The sequence below is a fragment of the Chryseobacterium indologenes genome (assembly GCF_002025665.1).
In the GTDB taxonomy this organism is placed as follows: Bacteria; Bacteroidota; Bacteroidia; order Flavobacteriales; family Weeksellaceae; genus Chryseobacterium; species Chryseobacterium metallicongregator.
The window spans coordinates 1,558,664-1,575,847 of sequence record NZ_CP018786.1 but is presented as its reverse complement, the minus strand read 5'-3'; the positions used below and the strand labels follow the sequence as shown (position 1 = coordinate 1,575,847).

At 37.5% G+C, this 17,184-nt stretch carries 12 protein-coding genes; 4 read left to right on the top strand and 8 right to left on the bottom strand.

The window, feature by feature from the left end; translation table 11 throughout:
- Nucleotides 1-79 precede the first annotated feature (79 nt).
- Nucleotides 80-850, top strand: a complete 771-nt coding sequence (gene rsmA, locus BUE84_RS07080; protein WP_079241023.1) for a 16S rRNA (adenine(1518)-N(6)/adenine(1519)-N(6))-dimethyltransferase RsmA — start codon at nt 80-82, stop codon at nt 848-850.
- 129 nt (nt 851-979) lie between these two features.
- On the opposite strand, the gene BUE84_RS07075 is transcribed toward rsmA, so the two are convergent.
- The 8 genes from BUE84_RS07075 to BUE84_RS07040 all read right to left on the bottom strand — a co-directional run bounded on the left by BUE84_RS07075 (nt 980) and on the right by BUE84_RS07040 (nt 13,720).
- The gene (locus BUE84_RS07075) at nt 980-3,337 is read right to left on the bottom strand and encodes a choice-of-anchor L domain-containing protein (protein ID WP_079241022.1); all 2,358 of its coding nucleotides are present in this window, start codon (nt 3,335-3,337) and stop codon (nt 980-982) included.
- A gap of 287 nt (nt 3,338-3,624) precedes the next feature.
- Entirely contained in the window at nt 3,625-7,209 is a 3,585-nt protein-coding gene (locus BUE84_RS07070; protein WP_079241021.1) for a choice-of-anchor L domain-containing protein, read from the bottom strand.
- A 169-nt stretch (nt 7,210-7,378) separates the two neighbouring features.
- Nucleotides 7,379-9,739 (bottom strand): choice-of-anchor L domain-containing protein, encoded by a 2,361-nt coding sequence (locus BUE84_RS07065; protein ID WP_079241020.1) that lies wholly within the window; start codon nt 9,737-9,739, stop codon nt 7,379-7,381.
- Nucleotides 9,740-9,933: 194 nt separating this feature from the next.
- A complete protein-coding gene (locus BUE84_RS07060) occupies nt 9,934-10,500 on the bottom strand; it encodes a DUF1003 domain-containing protein (protein WP_034695317.1) in 567 nt (188 codons plus the stop codon).
- Between the two features lie 11 nt (nt 10,501-10,511).
- Complete coding sequence (locus tag BUE84_RS07055) at nt 10,512-11,282, bottom strand: TIGR02757 family protein (protein WP_079243877.1); 771 nt, start codon at nt 11,280-11,282, stop codon at nt 10,512-10,514.
- Between the two features lie 7 nt (nt 11,283-11,289).
- Entirely contained in the window at nt 11,290-12,204 is a 915-nt protein-coding gene (locus BUE84_RS07050; protein ID WP_079241019.1) for a ribonuclease Z, read from the bottom strand.
- A 68-nt stretch (nt 12,205-12,272) separates the two neighbouring features.
- Entirely contained in the window at nt 12,273-12,860 is a 588-nt protein-coding gene (rdgB, locus tag BUE84_RS07045) for an RdgB/HAM1 family non-canonical purine NTP pyrophosphatase (protein ID WP_409993818.1), read from the bottom strand.
- 29 nt (nt 12,861-12,889) lie between these two features.
- Nucleotides 12,890-13,720, bottom strand: coding sequence for a CPBP family intramembrane glutamic endopeptidase (locus tag BUE84_RS07040; RefSeq protein WP_079241018.1), 831 nt, complete (start codon nt 13,718-13,720; stop codon nt 12,890-12,892).
- A 108-nt stretch (nt 13,721-13,828) separates the two neighbouring features.
- On the opposite strand from BUE84_RS07040, the gene BUE84_RS07035 reads away from it, so the two are divergent.
- The 3 genes from BUE84_RS07035 to BUE84_RS07025 all read left to right on the top strand — a co-directional run bounded on the left by BUE84_RS07035 (nt 13,829) and on the right by BUE84_RS07025 (nt 17,002).
- The gene (locus BUE84_RS07035; protein ID WP_079241017.1) at nt 13,829-14,521 is read left to right on the top strand and encodes a hypothetical protein; all 693 of its coding nucleotides are present in this window, start codon (nt 13,829-13,831) and stop codon (nt 14,519-14,521) included.
- A 13-nt stretch (nt 14,522-14,534) separates the two neighbouring features.
- Complete coding sequence (locus BUE84_RS07030; protein WP_079241016.1) at nt 14,535-15,245, top strand: hypothetical protein; 711 nt, start codon at nt 14,535-14,537, stop codon at nt 15,243-15,245.
- Nucleotides 15,246-15,406: 161 nt separating this feature from the next.
- On the top strand, nt 15,407-17,002 hold the full coding sequence (locus BUE84_RS07025) for a peptide chain release factor 3 (RefSeq protein WP_047432424.1): 1,596 nt from the start codon (nt 15,407-15,409) through the stop codon (nt 17,000-17,002).
- Nucleotides 17,003-17,184: the final 182 nt, after the last annotated feature.

Here is a 17,184-nt window from a genome sequence, read left to right as displayed (position 1 = left end):
TTTTGGCTAAAATAGAAAAAATCTTCCGAAATTTGGGACGAAATAAAGAAAATCACTGTTAATAAAATCATAAAAAACTTTGAGTGTAAAAGCAAAAAAACATCTTGGACAGCACTTCCTGACAGATGAAAATATCGCAAGAAAAATCGTAGAAGGTCTTAGTTTTGAGAACTATAACAACATCATGGAAGTAGGTCCCGGAATGGGAGTTCTTACCAAATATCTTCTTGAAAAGGATCAGAACATTTATCTTGCCGAAATAGACACAGAATCTATTGAATACCTGAAAAACAATTATACAAAAGTAACGGAAGAGACTTTTGTAGGAGATTTCCTGAAGCAGGATTTCAGTTTTATCAAAGACGATCAGATTGCTATCATTGGAAATTTCCCTTATAACATTTCGTCACAGATTCTGTTTCAGATTGTAGATCATTACCAATTGATCCCGGAAATGGTGGGAATGTTCCAGAAAGAGGTTGCTGAAAGAACGGCTGCTGTTCCGAGAACTAAAGATTACGGTATTCTTTCTGTTCTGATACAGGCTTATTATGATGTATCTTATATGTTTACGGTACATGAGAACGTCTTCAATCCTCCACCAAAAGTAAAATCGGGAGTCATCAGACTTACAAGAAATCCTAAGGAAGGACTTGCAGGCAATGAGGTTCTGTTTAAGCAGATTGTAAAAACAGGCTTCAACCAAAGAAGAAAAAAGCTGTCTAATGCTCTGAAATCATTAAACATTCCTGAAGCCTTAAAAGGACATGAATTTTTAGATAAGAGAGCGGAAGAACTAAGTGTAGCAGATTTTATACACTTTGCGAATCTCTGGAAAGAAAATCAATAAGACAATTATTGTAAAAGCTCCTCTATCAGGAGCTTTTTTGTTGAATAAAATACAATAATCTTATTCGTTAAAAGTAGAAAGCCTTTCAAATAAATTCGAAAGGCTTTCTTTTATAGTACATTATCAATTTTAGTTTCTGTTCTTCAGCATGATCCATCCTGACCAGTTCATCTGAGCTTTTGATTTTGGATACTCAAAGTTGAACTTATACCAGTATGTTGCTGTAGGAAGTCTCTTACCACCTACTGTTCCGTCCCATACAGGATTTTCTTTTGAGAATCTGAACATTTCCACTCCATATCTGTCATATATAGAACCTGTAAAGTTTTTAAAGTCTCCAAGAGCCTTAAGATCCAGTACATCGTTGATTCCATCTTCGTTCGGAGTAATGATATTGTTAATCTGCAATGTAAAGAATTCAAGAGATCCCACACAATGTGTTCCTACTCTTCTTACTAAAACAGTATAGTTTGTATTATCTAAAAGGTTAGTAAATACATTGGAATCCTGCCATGTAATACCGTTGTCAATAGAATATTCCAAAGTGCTTGGCGTATTGTTCATTGGTGGGTTTTCAGCTGTAATTGTCACTGACTTTTTGATACTTTCATAATTTAAAGCGGTAACGAAAGGAGTTGCTGCTCCCATTACTTTAGCTTCAAAAACTTTCTTACAAATACCGTTATCAATTTCCACTGAGTAAATACCCCATTGGTTTACATTAATTTTCTGCGTTGTAGCACCTGTGCTCCAAAGGTATTTGTAACCATCACCAGCTCCTGCGTCCAGCGTTACAATATCACCTACACACATTTCAACATCTTTTAATGTAGAAGTAATTTCTGGGGTTACTTCAATTCTAATTGTTGCTGGATTCAGAGATTTACATCCTTTTGCTCCCAGTGCATATACTGTAAATGTTGTGGTTTGATATAGAGTAACGGTCTGCATATTCCCTGTTCCCATGAAATTGCTCCAAAGATAAGTATCTCCTCCTTCGGCGGTAAGGGTTACAGATTCTCCCGGACAGATTTTTATTCTGGAAGCTTTCACTTTAGCGGTTGGGGTTGCTTCTTTCTGCAACGTCAATTCTACAATTTTGCTACAGAATCCTCCATTGGAAACCAGAACATACAAAATCTGGCCATCGTTACCATTATAGTTTAAAGGAGTCTGAATATAGTTGTTATTCTGTGCAACAGCATCCGCCTGATTTTCGTAGAATTTAAAGATAGCTCCTGGCGTTGGGCTGATGGTAGGCATAATTGTACTTAAATCAAAAGTAGTAATATCCGGTGTGGTACAAAGCAGCAATGTTGCGTCCTGAGCCAAAGGTGTTGTTCCTCCGTGAATCTGTATGGAAGCTTTACCCGGACAAGGATTACCAGGAACACTTACTTCGATAGTATAAGTACCAGGCTGTATTGCAGTAATTGTATTAGTCGTTGCATTAGGTATTGGTGTACCGTTATAGAACCACTGATACACAAGGTTAGGGTCGTTTACAGAAGCTGTAATTACCTGAGGTACATTATCACATACATTGATGTCTGAAGGTAATTTTGTTCCTGCAGGATCTAAAAGGTCTACTCCGATATTGAAAGATCCACCTTCAAGGAATACTGCAGAGTCATAACTGTGGTCACTATAATCGGCAATTACCATTTTGAAGTGGTATTGCTGTCCTGCTACTACTGTTGCCGTAGCAGTCAATGGAATCGTTCTCCCGTTAAAATTTGTTTCAACGTTCCCTGTGTTATATCCTGCAAAATATTGTTCGTTTACGGCACCACAACTACCTGCAATTGCAGGGTGGATATTGGTAATACTTACCGGTCCTGCTCCTCCCGGAAGAACAGCCATATTTACATAAGGTCCACCTGAAGTAGGTCTCAATAAGATGGCAAATGCATCTGCAAAGGTACAAGGGAATGAGCCTGTATATTCTTCTGAGGCGATCAGATAATTAAATTTAATCTGAGAGGTTGTTGGAACGAAATCAAACTCTAAAAGCACAGCATCATTCAATCTACTTTCCACTACTCCAATCACCTGTGCAAGGTCAGCATCTGATCCTCCACCGTTGACATCACTAAGCCCACCTTCAAAGGTGTTACCAGCTCTTCTTGCATACCCTGTAGAAAGAATAAGCCCGTCTTTAAAAGGGAAATTGGTTGTAGCTTTATGAAAATATCCCCATGCTCTATCGGCATCACTTGGAGCGTGGTTAGGAGTAATCTTCACATTGGTTACATTGGGAGTAAGACAGGTATTGGTCCCGGATGAGATCAATACATCTTTAACCATTTTTTCAATAGTGTAAGCGGTTTCAGGATACTGCGGAGCGTTTACATCAATAAAAACACCAGCTCTTCTGGATAGATTTGAAGGAATTTCTTTTGCGTGTTTTCGCGGAGGCAGATCCTGTGAAAATAAAAAAGTCGAGATGACTAAAAAAAATAAACAAAGCGGTAGATATCTTCTCATAATATTTTTGTTTCAACAAATTTAATTTTTTTTTAAATATATCATATACATATTTATATTTTTTACCATAAAAAAACAAAATAAGAACCTCTTATAGTAAATTTTCATTAATCAATCCCTATTCGGACAAATCATAAATGGTGTGGTAGCATTGTATTACAAAAAATTTTAACATATTCCTCTCCTATTCCAAATAATTCACAAAACGCAACAATATTTATTCTTAAAAACAACAAAATCTTTCATTGCTGAAAGATTTTGTTGTTGATTTTTATCTTAATAAATATCTAGTTTCTGTTCTTTAAGAGAATCCAACCGGAGCGTTGTTCCATTTTTTTGCTTGCCGGATTTTCCCATTGTACCCTGTACCAATAAGTAGCAGTAGGAAGATTGATTCCTTTTAAAGATCCTGTCCATATAACATTACCTTTGCTTGCTTTGAATACTTCCGCTCCATATCGGTCGAAAATTGAAGCTGCGAAGTCTTTGTATCCGCTTATTCCAGTGAAGTCGATTGTATCATTTACTCCATCCATATTAGGAGTAATGGCATTGCTGATAATAAATGTAAAGTAATCCAGAGAAGTACCACATTTTGCACCTTTCACTCTTACCATTACAGAATACATCGTATTATTCAAAATACCTGTAAATACATTGGATGACTGCCATGTCAATCCTCCATCTATAGAATATTCTAAAGTTCCACCTGTAGGATTACTTGCCGTAAGTGTAAGAATATGGTTATCATAAACAATATTGGTAAACTGTGGCAGATCAGGATTAATAAGCTGTGCAGAGAATGTTTTGGAACAAACCCCATTGCTGATTATCACAGAATACGTTCCTGGAATATTAGTCGTTATCGTTTGAGTCGTTGCTCCTGTACTCCATACATAAGTATAGTTGGGTCCTGCCCCGGCATCCAGAGTTCCTTTATCTCCAGCGCAAACAAATACATCTTTTAATGTAGAAACGATCGCCGGAACTACTTCAATAGTAACTTTAGCCGGATTCACAGAGCTACATCCGTTTCCTCCTAATGCATATACTGAATATTCTGTTGTTACAGTAGGCGTAACTACCTGTGTGTTTCCGTTTCCTGTAAGGCCTACCCAGTTATAAGTGATTCCTCCTGTAGCAGTTAATGTTACAGATTCACCTTCGCAAATTTTTAATTTAGATGCGGTAAGACCTGCTATTGGTGGACCTACCTGAACTGTAACAGTTGCTGGCGTTGCAGAAATACACCCATTAGCTCCAACTGCAAATACCGTATATACAGTAGTTGTAGTAGGTGAAACCACTTGAGTATTTCCATTTCCTGTAAGACCATTGCCCCAGTTATAGGTTACCCCTCCGGAAGCAGTTAGTGTTACAGATTCTCCCACACAAATACGAGGTTGTGAAGAAACCAATGTAGCAACCGGTTGTACTTTATCTTCCTGAACTGTTACTGTAGCAGTAAACGTACAGCTCAGGTTTCCTGGTTGTGATATGTTAGTAACCGTTAAAGTATAAGTTCCCCCAGCGCTTACAACAGGTGTAAGGGTATTGCCTCCTGAAACAATAGTTCCTCCGGTTGTTGTCCATGCAATTGTAGATCCTGCAGGCACAACAGATGTCGAAGCATTGATAGTAATCTGAGGAGTTGTACAGGTAATTGTTTGTGGTGCAGCAATGGTAAGAGTAGTTTGGGCTGTGCTTAATAATTGCAGAGATACGACATAGCTACAACCTCCATTGCTTACTAACACATAAATAGTCTGGCTTCCTCCTGGAGGTGTATATGTTGTAGGTGTTGCAATAAAGTTTCCATTAGCAGCGTTAGCATCAGCCTGATTGATATAGTAGGTAAAAGTAACGCCTGTAGTAGTTGTAATCTGAGGCTGAGCTTCTGTAAGATTATATGTTAATCCTGGCTGATAACACTTATGAAGTGTTGCATTTTGTGCTGTAAAAGGTTCTGAAACTTCTATTGTTATCGTTGCAGGGTTTTGAGAGACACAACCATTTGCGCCTACTGCTGTTACGGTATAAGTAGTGGTAACAGTAGGCGAAACAACTTGTGTACTTCCATTTCCTGTAAGACCATTACCCCAGTTATAGGTAGCTCCGCCTGAAGCGGTAAGTGTTACAGAATCTCCTTTACAGATTTTTATTTTGCTTGCTGTAAGCCCGGTAACTGGTGGAGCACTGTTTCCTGTTACGGTTACAGTTCCTACAGCTGTACAACTGATATTTCCAGGCTGATAAACTTTTGTAATCGTTAAAGTATATGTTCCTGCTGCATTAATAACAGGGTTTAAAGTAGTTCCTCCTGAAACAATATTTCCTCCTGTAGTTGTCCAGTTGAAAGTAGCTCCTGCCGGATAAACAGAGGCTGACGCATCCAGTGTAGTCTGAGAGTTAGCACAGGTAAGTACAGCCGGAGGAGCAATAGTAGGCGTCATTTGTGGCGCTTTTACCAATTGGAGTTGTGCTACTTTTGCACAGAAACCGTTTGCTACTCTTACGTACACTGTTCCACCTGCACTCTGATGAGCTGTTGGATTAGGAATTGTGTTTGCATTTCCTGCATTAGCATCCGCCAATGTGGTATAATAGGTAAACACAGCTCCCGGTGTGGTACTTATTGAAGCTTGTGCTGATGTTAAATTAAAAGTTGCATTTCCCGCAGCATAACAGGCTGTCAATGTAGCATTCTGTACTGTAGGAGACGTCCCACCTACCACAGTGATCGTGGCTTCTCCCGGACAGGTATTTCCCTGAATGAAAACCTTAACGGTATATACCCCTGGCTGTGTTGCAGTATAACTTGCATTTGTAGCACCTGGAATCGCATTAGTACCTAAATACCACTGGTAGGTAATATTGGGTCCCTGAACAGAAGCTGTAAAAGTCTGTGGCGTGTTATCACACATATTTACAGATCCAGGAAGCTGTACACCTGCCGGATCAAGAATTTTCACCCCGATATCGAATGATCCGGCTTCAAGAAATACAGCTGAATCAAAATTTGGATCCTGATAATCCGCCAGCACAATTTTAAAATGATAGGTTTGTCCTGGAATTACGGTTGCTTTAGCAGTAAGAGGAATGGTACGCCCATTAAAATTAGTTTCAATCTGAGCGGTATTGGTTCCTCCGTAATAAGCTTCATTTTTAGGCCCACAGTTTTGATATTGTGGGTGAATATTCGTTACACTTACAGGTCCGGCTCCTCCCGGAAGCACTGCAAGATTGGTATAAGTAGGATCAGTGGATTTTTTTAACAGCAAAGCGAAACCATCTGTAATAGTACATGGAAAGTTTTGCTGATATTCTTTAGAAGCAAATAAATACCTGAAAGTAATTTCAGTAGAAGCAGCTACAAAGTCAAACTCTATAGAGGTTGCATTGGTCAGGTTATTGTTAGCAATCCCTAAAGCGTTCGCAAGATCTACATCTCCTCCGGTTCCAAGATCATCACTTAAAGTTCCTTGAAAAGTATTCCCTGCTTTATTGGCATATCCGGTTGAAAGTATAATCCCTTTACTGAAAGGAAAGTTGGTATTTGATTTATTAAAATATCCCCAGCTTCGGTTCTGACTGGTAGCAGACACGTTTGGAGAAACTGTCACATTGCTTACCGTTGAGCTGGTACAAGTGCTACCTCCGGATATAAGTACATCATTTATAAGTTGGGTTATAGGATAGCCGGATTCCGGGTAACTAGGTGCGTTTACATCTATAAAAACACCTGCCCTCAAAGAAGCAGCTTTAGGTTTTGCAGCAATTTCTACCCTTCCTTTATTTTGAGCCCAAATAAAGTTCCCCATGAAAGCTAAAAATAACGCTAAAAATAAATTTCCTCTCCTCCTATTTAACATTTTATATTATTTTGAACAAAAATACTATTTTTTTTGATTGAAATTCAAGTTAACACAATTTACATTATTACTAACGCAAATTTATTTATATTAGAATATCAACTCTGTTTATTTTAAAATAATAAAAAAAGACTGACGAAATAGTCAGTCTTTCAGTTATAGTTTAAAATTATTCTATATTTTTAAGTAATATCCATCCTGTTTTTACAGTAAGTTCTTTACTTGCAGGATCTTCGAAGGTTACCTGATACCAATAGGTAGAAGTAGGAAGCTTTTTGCCCTGGAAATATCCGTCCCAATATGGATTAATCTTCGCTGCTTTGAACACTTCTCTTCCATATCGGTCGAAAACCTGTCCGCTGAAATCTTTATAGTTAACCACACCGCTGAAATCAATGACATCATTAATATTATCACCGTTTGGAGTAATTACATTTTTCATCACGAATGTAAAGAATTCAAGAAAACCTACACAGCTGGTAAATTTAACCCTAACTCTGATCGAAATGACTTTATTTTTAGGCACATTATTAAACACATTTGAAGACTGCCATGTAACTCCGTTATCTACTGAATATTCAAGGATACCGTTACTTGGATTGCTTGCTGTAACAATCATAACTCCATTCTCACTATAATCTACTTTTATTACTTCAGGGATTACGGCTTTAATAACCTGAGTTTTGAACTCTTTTGAACAAACTCCGTTACTGATCGTTACCGAATATTCTCCAGGAGTAGCTACTGTAATGCTCTGACTTGTTTCACCAGAACTCCATTGATAAGTATATCCGGGACCTGAACCTGCATCCAGAACAATTTTATCACCCTGACAGATGTGGCCACCTTTTAAGTTTGAAACAATGGCCGGTACTACTTCAATGGTAATACGTGCCGGCTGAAGAGATTTACATCCCTGAGCTCCGATAGCATATACAGTATAGGTGGTAGTCTGAGTAGGGCTTACGGTTCTTATTCCTCCGGTGGTACTTGCAGAATCACTCCACTGGTATGTTACTCCACCTGTAGCTGTAAGCAATACAGATTCTCCGGCACAGATTTTCAATCTTGGTGCGGTAAGTAAAGCCGTTGGTGTCTCTTCTTTTCTTAAAGTTAATGTTGCAATCTTACTACAGAAAGCTCCATTTGAAACCAGTACATATAATATTTGTCCATCTGTTCCTGCGTAGCTGGTCAGATTGGTGATGTAGCTGTTATTTTGAGCTTGTGCATCAGCCTGATTTGCATAAAAACGGAATACGGCTCCCTGCGTTGTACTGATCAAAGGTTTTGCTGTTTCCAGATTAAAACTGGTAATTGCAGGTGTTGTACAGAGTTTAAGTTCAGCATTCTGTACGGTAGGGCTCGTTCCTCCGATAATGGTAATAGTAGCTTCACTTGGACACTGATTCCCCGGAACCATTACTTTTACCGTATAAACTCCCGGTTGGGTAGCTACATACACAGCACTGGTTGCCCCTGGAATAGCTACTCCATCTTTATACCACTGATAAGTCATCCCTGGAATTGCTGCTACCTGTGCTTTTAACTGTTTCGGAGTATTATCACACATGTTGATGGTGCCTGGTAAAACTACTCCAGCTTCATCTACAATTTTAATTCCAACGTCAAAAGATCCTCCTTCCAAGAAAACTGCAGAGTCATGGGAAGGGTCTTTTGCATCTGCCAATACCATTTTAAAATGATATGTCTGCCCTGGAATTACATCTGCAACAGCGGTTAAAGGTGTTGTTCTTCCAAAATAATTAATAATCAGATGCGGGTTCGCTAAAGCTCCAAAAAAAGTTGCATTGATAGGCCCACAGCTGAATCCATTTCCTGCAGGAACAATATTGGTTGCACTTACAGGTCCTGCACCTCCGGGCAATACAGCCAGGTTCGTATAGGTAGGATCTCCAACTTTCTTTAATAAAAGGGCAAAGGCATCGGAATAACCCAAGCAAGGATAATTGGAAGTATATTCATCAGAAACGAATATATAGTTAAATTTCACCTGGTTTGAATTCGGGACGAAATCAAATTCAAGAGCTACTGCATCCGTTAAGCTGACATTGGCTCCGGTAGCTGCTACAAGATCCGCATCACTTCCTGTTCCCACTGATTGTCCAACCGCAGATACATAATTATTACCTGCTTCGGAAGCATATCCTGTAGTCAGGACAATCCCGTCCGTAAAAGGAAAATTGGTTGTTCCTTTATGAAAATATCCCCAGAATCTGTTGCTGTTGCCTACTTCATGATTAGGAGATACTGTAACGTTGGTAACATTGGCTGTTGTACAGTTAGTCCCTCCATTGATCAAAATATTCTTTACCAACTGCTCTGGCGTATAGTTTGAAGGCGTATAAGGAGGTACATTCACATCAATGAATGCTCCGGCCCTGAGAGCTGCAGCAGAAGGTTTTATCTTTTCTGATTTTCTGACAGGCCTCGTTTGAGAAAATGCAGAAGCAGAAATCAATAAAAAAGAAAAAAGGAAAAAATAGTTTTTTAGTCTATAGATTAACATTTTGTTTTCATTTGTTCAAATGTAGCAAAAATAATCATACTAATTCACCCTCACCTATTAGTATTTTCTATTTCTACACCTACATTCATAATGAATTTTTCTTATCGTTACATTTTCCATAAATCATTAAACCCAAAAATTCAGACATAAAAAAACAGATCAATGTTATTGATCTGTTTATATTTTAATTGTCATTATTCCGGCAGTTTATCATCTTTTTTCAACTGGTCTATTTCATTCTGCAACTGGGAGATAATATCTTTTAACGCTTTAATTTCGTTCTTATTCGAGCTTACATTGCTCTTGAGTATTACGTTTTTCGCTCTTTCATTATGATCTTCTTCATCTTCGTCTTCATTGATTTCTTCAATATCCTCACTGATTTCCTCAATATCTTCCTGGATATCTTCTATATCCTCGTTGATTTCTTCAATGTCTTCGCTGATTTCTTCTATATCCTCGCTGATTTCCTCAATATCTTCCTGAATGTCTTCGATATCTTCCTGGATATCTTCAATTTTCTCGTGGCTTTTATTCACAGACATCTGAATGAAGATTGCCAGATAAATGGCTTCCAGAGAAAGTACAGTCGTCAGGATAAGAAGCATTTTATCAAAATCAACAATATTCAGCATCGGAAGCAAAAACGAAGTAAGAAACAAGAGGGTATGCACAACCAGAGACTGGATAGATCCTATCCATGAGGTAATACTGTCTGCAATTTTTTCAAGAACTTCTGTTTTCTCGTTATATTTTTTCATCCTTTATATTTTTACAACAGTTCCTTTGTTACTCCTAATCCAAACAATGCAAAGTCATATTTTGCAGGGTCTTTTTCATCAAATTTTCTAATGGCAATATCCAGCTCCTCTACTGTTTTCCAGTCATTTTGTGTTCTGGAAACCAACCCCAGTTTTCTGGAGATATTTCCGGTATGCACATCCAGAGGAATGGAAAGATGTTTCTGATCTATTTTTTCCCAAATTCCAAAATCTACTCCCCTTTTGTCTTGACGCACCATCCATCTCAAAAACATAATAATCCTTTTTGCAGAGGAGTTTTTGTAAGGAGAACTGACGTGTTTATGGCTTCTGTGTTTTTCTGTTTCCAGAAATCCGTTTCTGAATCGTTCTATGGCATGGAGAAAGTTATGCTCCGTTTTTTTTACGTCAAATAGAATTTCCAGGCTTTCATTTTCTTTATAAATTCTGTTGAACTGTCTGATGAAATAGGAAAAGTCCTGTCCGTTGAACGTTCTGTGAATGCTTTTATCCTGAATACTTTCCAGATCTTTTTCTGAGTAATTCATCACAAAATCATAGGGAGAATTCCCCATAATATCGAGCATTTTATCTGCAGAATTAATGATCGACTTTCTGTTTCCCCAGGAGATTGTGGCTGCCAGAAATCCAGCAATTTCAATATCCTGTTTTAAAGAAAAACGATGCGGAATCTGTATCGGATCATTTTCAATAAAATCAGGAGCGTTATACTGATCTGCTTTTTCGTTGAGAAAATCTCTGAGTTCTTCTAATTTCAACATATTCATTCTAAATCTTTACACTCTCCAATGCTTTTGGTAAAAATGTATTGGGAAATATTTCTCTTGCCTCATCAGTAAATACTGTCAGATCTCCATATCTGTTGGAAAAGTGACCTAAAATCAACTTTCCAACCTGAGCTTTCTGAGCAATGGTAGCTGCTTCCAAAGCTGTGGTATGACCTGTATAATCTGCCATTTCCTTCAGATCATGTAAGAATGTGGATTCATGATACAAAACCGTTACATTTTTAATAATAGGAATCACACTTTCAAGATAGCGGGTATCACTGCAAAACGCATAGGATACTGATGGAGCCGGATCAACAGTCAGAATTTCATTTTTAAGGATATAACCATCGCTTAGTACAAAATCTTTTCCTGCTTTGATATTGTGATAATCACAGGTTTCAATTTCGCTGTACTTGGCAATCTCTTTCATATTAAGATGTCTGTCTTTCGGTTTTTCATTAAAAAGATACCCATTACAGTAAATCCTGTGATCCAATGGAATAGTGTATACTTCTATTCTGTTATCCTCATATATTTTTTCAGAATAATCTTTATCCAGTTCATGATAAATCACTTCAAAGCCACGATGGGTTTCTGTAATCTGAAAAATGGTTTCCATCATCTTCTTAATTCCTTTAGGACCATAAACATGCAAAGGCATATCTCTTCCTAAAAGGCGGAAAGAGGCTATAAGCCCCGGAAGTCCGAAACAATGATCTCCATGAAGATGGGAGATAAAAATATGATTGATTTTTGAAAATCTTGCTTTTGCCTTTCTCAGCTGTACCTGTGTACCTTCTCCACAATCAATCAGGAAGAGCCTTTCTTCCATTTCCAGCAGCTGTGCTGTAGGTGATGTATTGATGGTTGGAATCGCAGAGTTAAAGCCTAATATTGTTAAATAAGTACTCAAATCAATAATTTATGATAACAAATGTACAACAGAAAATATAAATGGAGATTTCTTCCTGATATTTAAACTTAATCAGTTACTTTTAAAAAATCCATAAATAGGTCTAATGCCTGTTTACGGTGGCTGATCTTGTTTTTGTCTTCAGGATCCATTTCTGCAAATGTTCTTTCGTATCCTTCAGGAACAAAAATCGGATCATATCCGAAGCCTTTGAAACCTTTATTTTCTGTCAGTAAATTTCCATGAACTCTTCCTTCAAAATATTGAGCACCATTTTCATCATAATAACACAGAACCGTCACAAAATAAGCTTTTCTGTTTTCAATTCCCTGCATTTCTTCCAATACCTTTTCTATATTTTTGGCGAAATCATGATCTCCGGCATAACGGGCAGAGAAAATTCCCGGTCTTCCGTCTAAAGATTCGACTACCAAACCGCTGTCATCTCCCAGACTTGGAACCCCTGTTCTTTCAAAGCAATATTTGGCCTTGATCTGGGCATTGGCATGAAAAGAATCTCCATCTTCTACAATTTCTTCGTGAATATTATAATCGGTAAGGCTTTTCACCACGCAATCACTTCCCAGTATCTGTTGGATTTCTTCTTTTTTATGTTCGTTGTGTGTCGCTACTAATAATTCCATTTCTATATTCATTTTCAATTTTACTTTTTTAACCGGGTTACTTACATTTCAGCATAATGTACTTTATACTTTTTCATAAAAAGATAGTAGAACAAAGAGAAAAGTATAATTCCAACAGCTAGTACAAGCCATTCTGAAACATGAAGAACCTTTGCAAAACTCTCATCTTTACCATAAAGAACCAATAACGACAGTGTTAAATTATTAAACGCATGCAGCAATATCGGCATCAGTAAAGACTTTGTTTTATGATAGACTAATCCCAGTACGCAGCCGAGCATCACTGCACTGATAAACTGCCATGGATTTCCGTGAACCACTCCAAAAATAATGGAGGCATATAAAATTGCTTTCCATGGTTCTACTCCTTTATTGATCAATCCTTTCTGAATAATTCCTCTGAATATAATTTCCTCAAAAATCGGCGCCATGATTACCGTCATGATAATCATGATAACAGGATTATCTGTCAATTGGCTCATCAACTGAGTAAAATATTCATAAAAGTCACCGAAAAACGGCCCGGTAGTCGGAATCTGAGCAGCAATAAATTCAGAAATAAACATCATCCCTGCCATCATTGGAAAGATGAGAAGATAGGTAGAAAAATTAACCGATGATAAGTTGAAATTAAGCTTCTTTTGAGTGGTACGTCTTACAACGAAAAAATCGAAGAAAGCAATAGCTGTAAGGAATCCCACAGAATTCGCCACCATCAGAAACCAGTCTTTCAATTCAATATTTTCCCGGAAAACAACTTTCCAAAAAGTACTGAATAAAGAAACGGCCATTGTTCCCACGAATAATCCAACCACCAAAACAACACCGCCAAACCATGTGAACGTAAACTTCGGATATTTGCTATTTCCCATCCTTTCTCTGTAAAAGTTTATGAGAAACAAAGATAATTTTTTTGACTGCTACAGGCAACTAAAAAAGGAATTTCTTATTTTCGTTCCTTTATCCATGAACAGCACAAAATGAATACAGAATCTCCGTTTCAAAGAATTGAATCTACAACCAACAAACTGATGACTATTTTTCTGAATGTACTTTTCTTTGTGATCTTTATTCCTTTCACTTTGCTTTTTGTTTTAGGTCCTATCTACGGAATATATAAAAGAGGATTTGAAGCCATGCTGTACCCTGCCCTGATCAGCTGGGGAATCTCACTATTGATTTTGATTCCTGTTATCCGCCATTATGTGATCAAAAGAGAAAAATTAGCCCGTAGAATTGTAGTTGATGAAACCGGACTTTTATTTTATAATTCACGAAATGAAATTGTGGATCAGATCCTCTACACGGATCTCCGGTCTTCAAAACAGAATTTTGATATTTACACAGTTAATCCGGTGGGATCAGGAATCGCTCCTTTACTGGAGGTAACAATTCTATCAGATAAAAAAAGCGAGACTACAAGACGTATTGACATGAATCTTCCTTTGAAAGTGGTAAAAAACAAATCTATTTTGTATGCCCACTTTCTGCATGGCATTGTCACTTTCCGTCCTGATTTAACAATAGATCCTTTTGTTTTTCGTAACTACTCTATTGATACGGAAACCTGGAAAGTGAACAGTAAAGGAATTTCTTTAGGAGGCTGCCTTTTAATGCTGGCCGCACTTATTATTACAGCACTTATATGCGGGCTTGTTTTTTTGTTAACTTAGGCTAAGAATTAATATGATTGAAAAGTTCCAGACTATAGAATCTAAAATCAACACACCCATTACTTATTTTCTAATGGGAATTCTCTGGATCGCTGTCATTCTGATTATGGTGGTAATCGGGGTTGTTTTTAATCTTATTTATAATAATTTCTGGCAATATTTGGAACATGATCTTGGCATTTTTTTCACGCTTCTTATTGCCCAACTGCTTCTTATATTTTGTTGTATCGCTTTGATAATGGCTTTAACTTACAGAAAAAAACAAAAGGTACGAAAAGCGGTTGTAGATGAAAAAGGAGTAACATTTTACAACAGCCGGAATGCAATCATTGAAACACTGTTATATCATGAACTTCAGCCAGCTCAGAACTCATCCACTGATGTACATGTTTTCAACACCCAGACCGTAAAATATGGCAAAACGACATTGCAGGTCTACCTTAAAAATAAAGCAGGGGAAGTTGGACCGACACGTGTTGATTTCAATTTTGAACTGGTAATTGTAAGCAACCAATATGATCTGTACCGCCATTTTCTAAAAGGGATTCAACACTTTCGTCCGGATCTGAGAATAAGTCAGCAGGCGATTGATCAATATAATCTTAGTTCAGAACCACAAAAAACAGAATTTGGGATATTTGAATACATCATGGCAGCCATTATTATCCTGATTGCTGCAGGATTGGTGTATGTTTTTATGTTGCTAATAAAAATAATAGTCTGATAAGCTGCATTGAAGAAAAGCCAGCTATTGACCGCTTCATAGCTATATTCATCATTCTGAAACCTGAATATCCTTCTATTATTTTATCTAATTAACATTGTCTTAATTAAAATTTGAAAACCTCGTAAAAAATCACGATTTTTGCAACTTCAAAATACGATATGTCAGACTTAATCAAAGAAATACAAAAAAGAAAGACCTTCGGGATCATTTCCCACCCGGATGCCGGAAAAACAACTCTTACAGAAAAGTTACTTCTTTTCGGTGGAGCAATTCAGGAAGCGGGTGCGGTAAAATCCAACAAAATAAAAAAAGGAGCTACCTCCGACTTTATGGAAATTGAAAGACAGAGAGGGATCTCTGTAGCAACTTCCGTATTGGCTTTTGAATATAGAGATCACAAAATCAACATTCTAGACACTCCAGGTCACAAAGACTTTGCTGAGGATACTTACAGAACATTAACTGCTGTAGACTCCGTAATCGTTGTAATTGACGTTGCAAAAGGGGTTGAGGAACAAACTGAAAAACTGGTACAGGTGTGTAGAATGAGAAACATTCCAATGCTGGTTTTCATCAATAAACTGGACCGTGAAGGTAAAGACGCCTTCGATCTTTTGGATGAAGTAGAACAAAAATTAGGATTAACGGTTTGCCCTCTTTCTTTACCGATTGGTATGGGGAGCGACTTCCAGGGAATTTACAACATCTGGGAAGACAATATTCAGTTATTTTTAGAAGAGAAAAAGCAGAAAGTTGGAGATTCTATTAAGTTTGATGACATCAATGATACTTCTATTGATGATGTTATTGGTGAAAAAGCAGCAAAAACTTTACGAGAAGAGCTTGATCTGATCCAGTCTGTTTATCCTGAATTTAACCGTGAAGATTATATGAAAGGTGATCTTCAGCCGGTATTCTTCGGATCAGCTTTAAATAACTTTGGAGTACGTGAATTATTGGACGCTTTTATTGATATTGCTCCAATGCCACAACCTAAGGAAAGTGATACCCGTCTGGTAAAACCTGAGGAAAGCACTTTCACAGGATTTGTTTTTAAAATCCACGCGAATATGGATCCTAAGCACAGAGACAGACTTGCTTTCGTAAAGATTGTTTCGGGAACCTTCAAAAGAAACGAGAATTACTTATTGGTAAGAGAAGGTAAAAAAATGAAATTCTCCTCTCCTAACGCATTCTTTGCAGACAAGAAAGAAGTGGTGGAAGAAAGTTTCCCTGGTGATATCGTTGGTTTACATGATACAGGAAGTTTCAGAATCGGAGATACATTGACTGGCGGAGAAAAATTAAGCTTCAAAGGGATTCCAAGCTTCTCTCCTGAACATTTCCGTTATATCAATAACAACGATCCTTTAAAAGCTAAGCAATTGGCGAAAGGTATTGATCAACTGATGGATGAAGGAGTGGCACAGTTATTTACGCTTGAAATGAACGGAAGAAAGATCATTGGAACGGTTGGAGCCCTTCAGTATGAAGTTATCCAATATCGTCTAGAGCATGAATATGGTGCAAAATGTACTTATGAACCGCTATCTATGCACAAAGCATGTTGGGTAGAAGCTGATGAGAAGTCTGAAGAATTCAAAGAATTTGCAAGATTAAAGCAGAGATTCCTGGCGAGAGACAAATACAATCAATTGGTATTTCTTGCTGACTCTTCTTTCACCATTCACATGACTCAGGAGAAATTCCCGAATGTGAAATTACACTTCATCAGTGAGTTCAGAGAAAATTAAGAAGTAACCAGGCAAAATCGCAAAAGGCGAAATTGTTCAAAATATAGATCCGCAGAAGTTTTCTGCGGATTTTTTTATCATGTATTTTTCAAAACCACCCCGTCAAAAATTCTTTGAATTTTCGCCACCCCTCCAAAGGATGGGAATTTTCAGTTTTCCAAACTAATATTTGGCGAGACGAC

Excerpts from the sequence above, each read along its gene's own strand:
- BUE84_RS07075 (WP_079241022.1), bottom strand. The coding sequence starts at position 3,337 with ATGAGAAGATATCTACCGCTTTGTTTATTTTTTTTAGTCATCTCGACT.
- BUE84_RS07070 (WP_079241021.1), bottom strand. The coding sequence starts at position 7,209 with ATGTTAAATAGGAGGAGAGGAAATTTATTTTTAGCGTTATTTTTAGCT.
- BUE84_RS07065 (WP_079241020.1), bottom strand. The coding sequence starts at position 9,739 with ATGTTAATCTATAGACTAAAAAACTATTTTTTCCTTTTTTCTTTTTTA.
- BUE84_RS07060 (WP_034695317.1), bottom strand. The coding sequence starts at position 10,500 with ATGAAAAAATATAACGAGAAAACAGAAGTTCTTGAAAAAATTGCAGAC.
- BUE84_RS07055 (WP_079243877.1), bottom strand. The coding sequence starts at position 11,282 with ATGTTGAAATTAGAAGAACTCAGAGATTTTCTCAACGAAAAAGCAGAT.
- rdgB (WP_409993818.1), bottom strand. The coding sequence starts at position 12,860 with ATGAATATAGAAATGGAATTATTAGTAGCGACACACAACGAACATAAA.
- BUE84_RS07040 (WP_079241018.1), bottom strand. The coding sequence starts at position 13,720 with ATGGGAAATAGCAAATATCCGAAGTTTACGTTCACATGGTTTGGCGGT.
- BUE84_RS07035 (WP_079241017.1), top strand. The coding sequence starts at position 13,829 with ATGAATACAGAATCTCCGTTTCAAAGAATTGAATCTACAACCAACAAA.
- BUE84_RS07030 (WP_079241016.1), top strand. The coding sequence starts at position 14,535 with ATGATTGAAAAGTTCCAGACTATAGAATCTAAAATCAACACACCCATT.
- BUE84_RS07025 (WP_047432424.1), top strand. The coding sequence starts at position 15,407 with ATGTCAGACTTAATCAAAGAAATACAAAAAAGAAAGACCTTCGGGATC.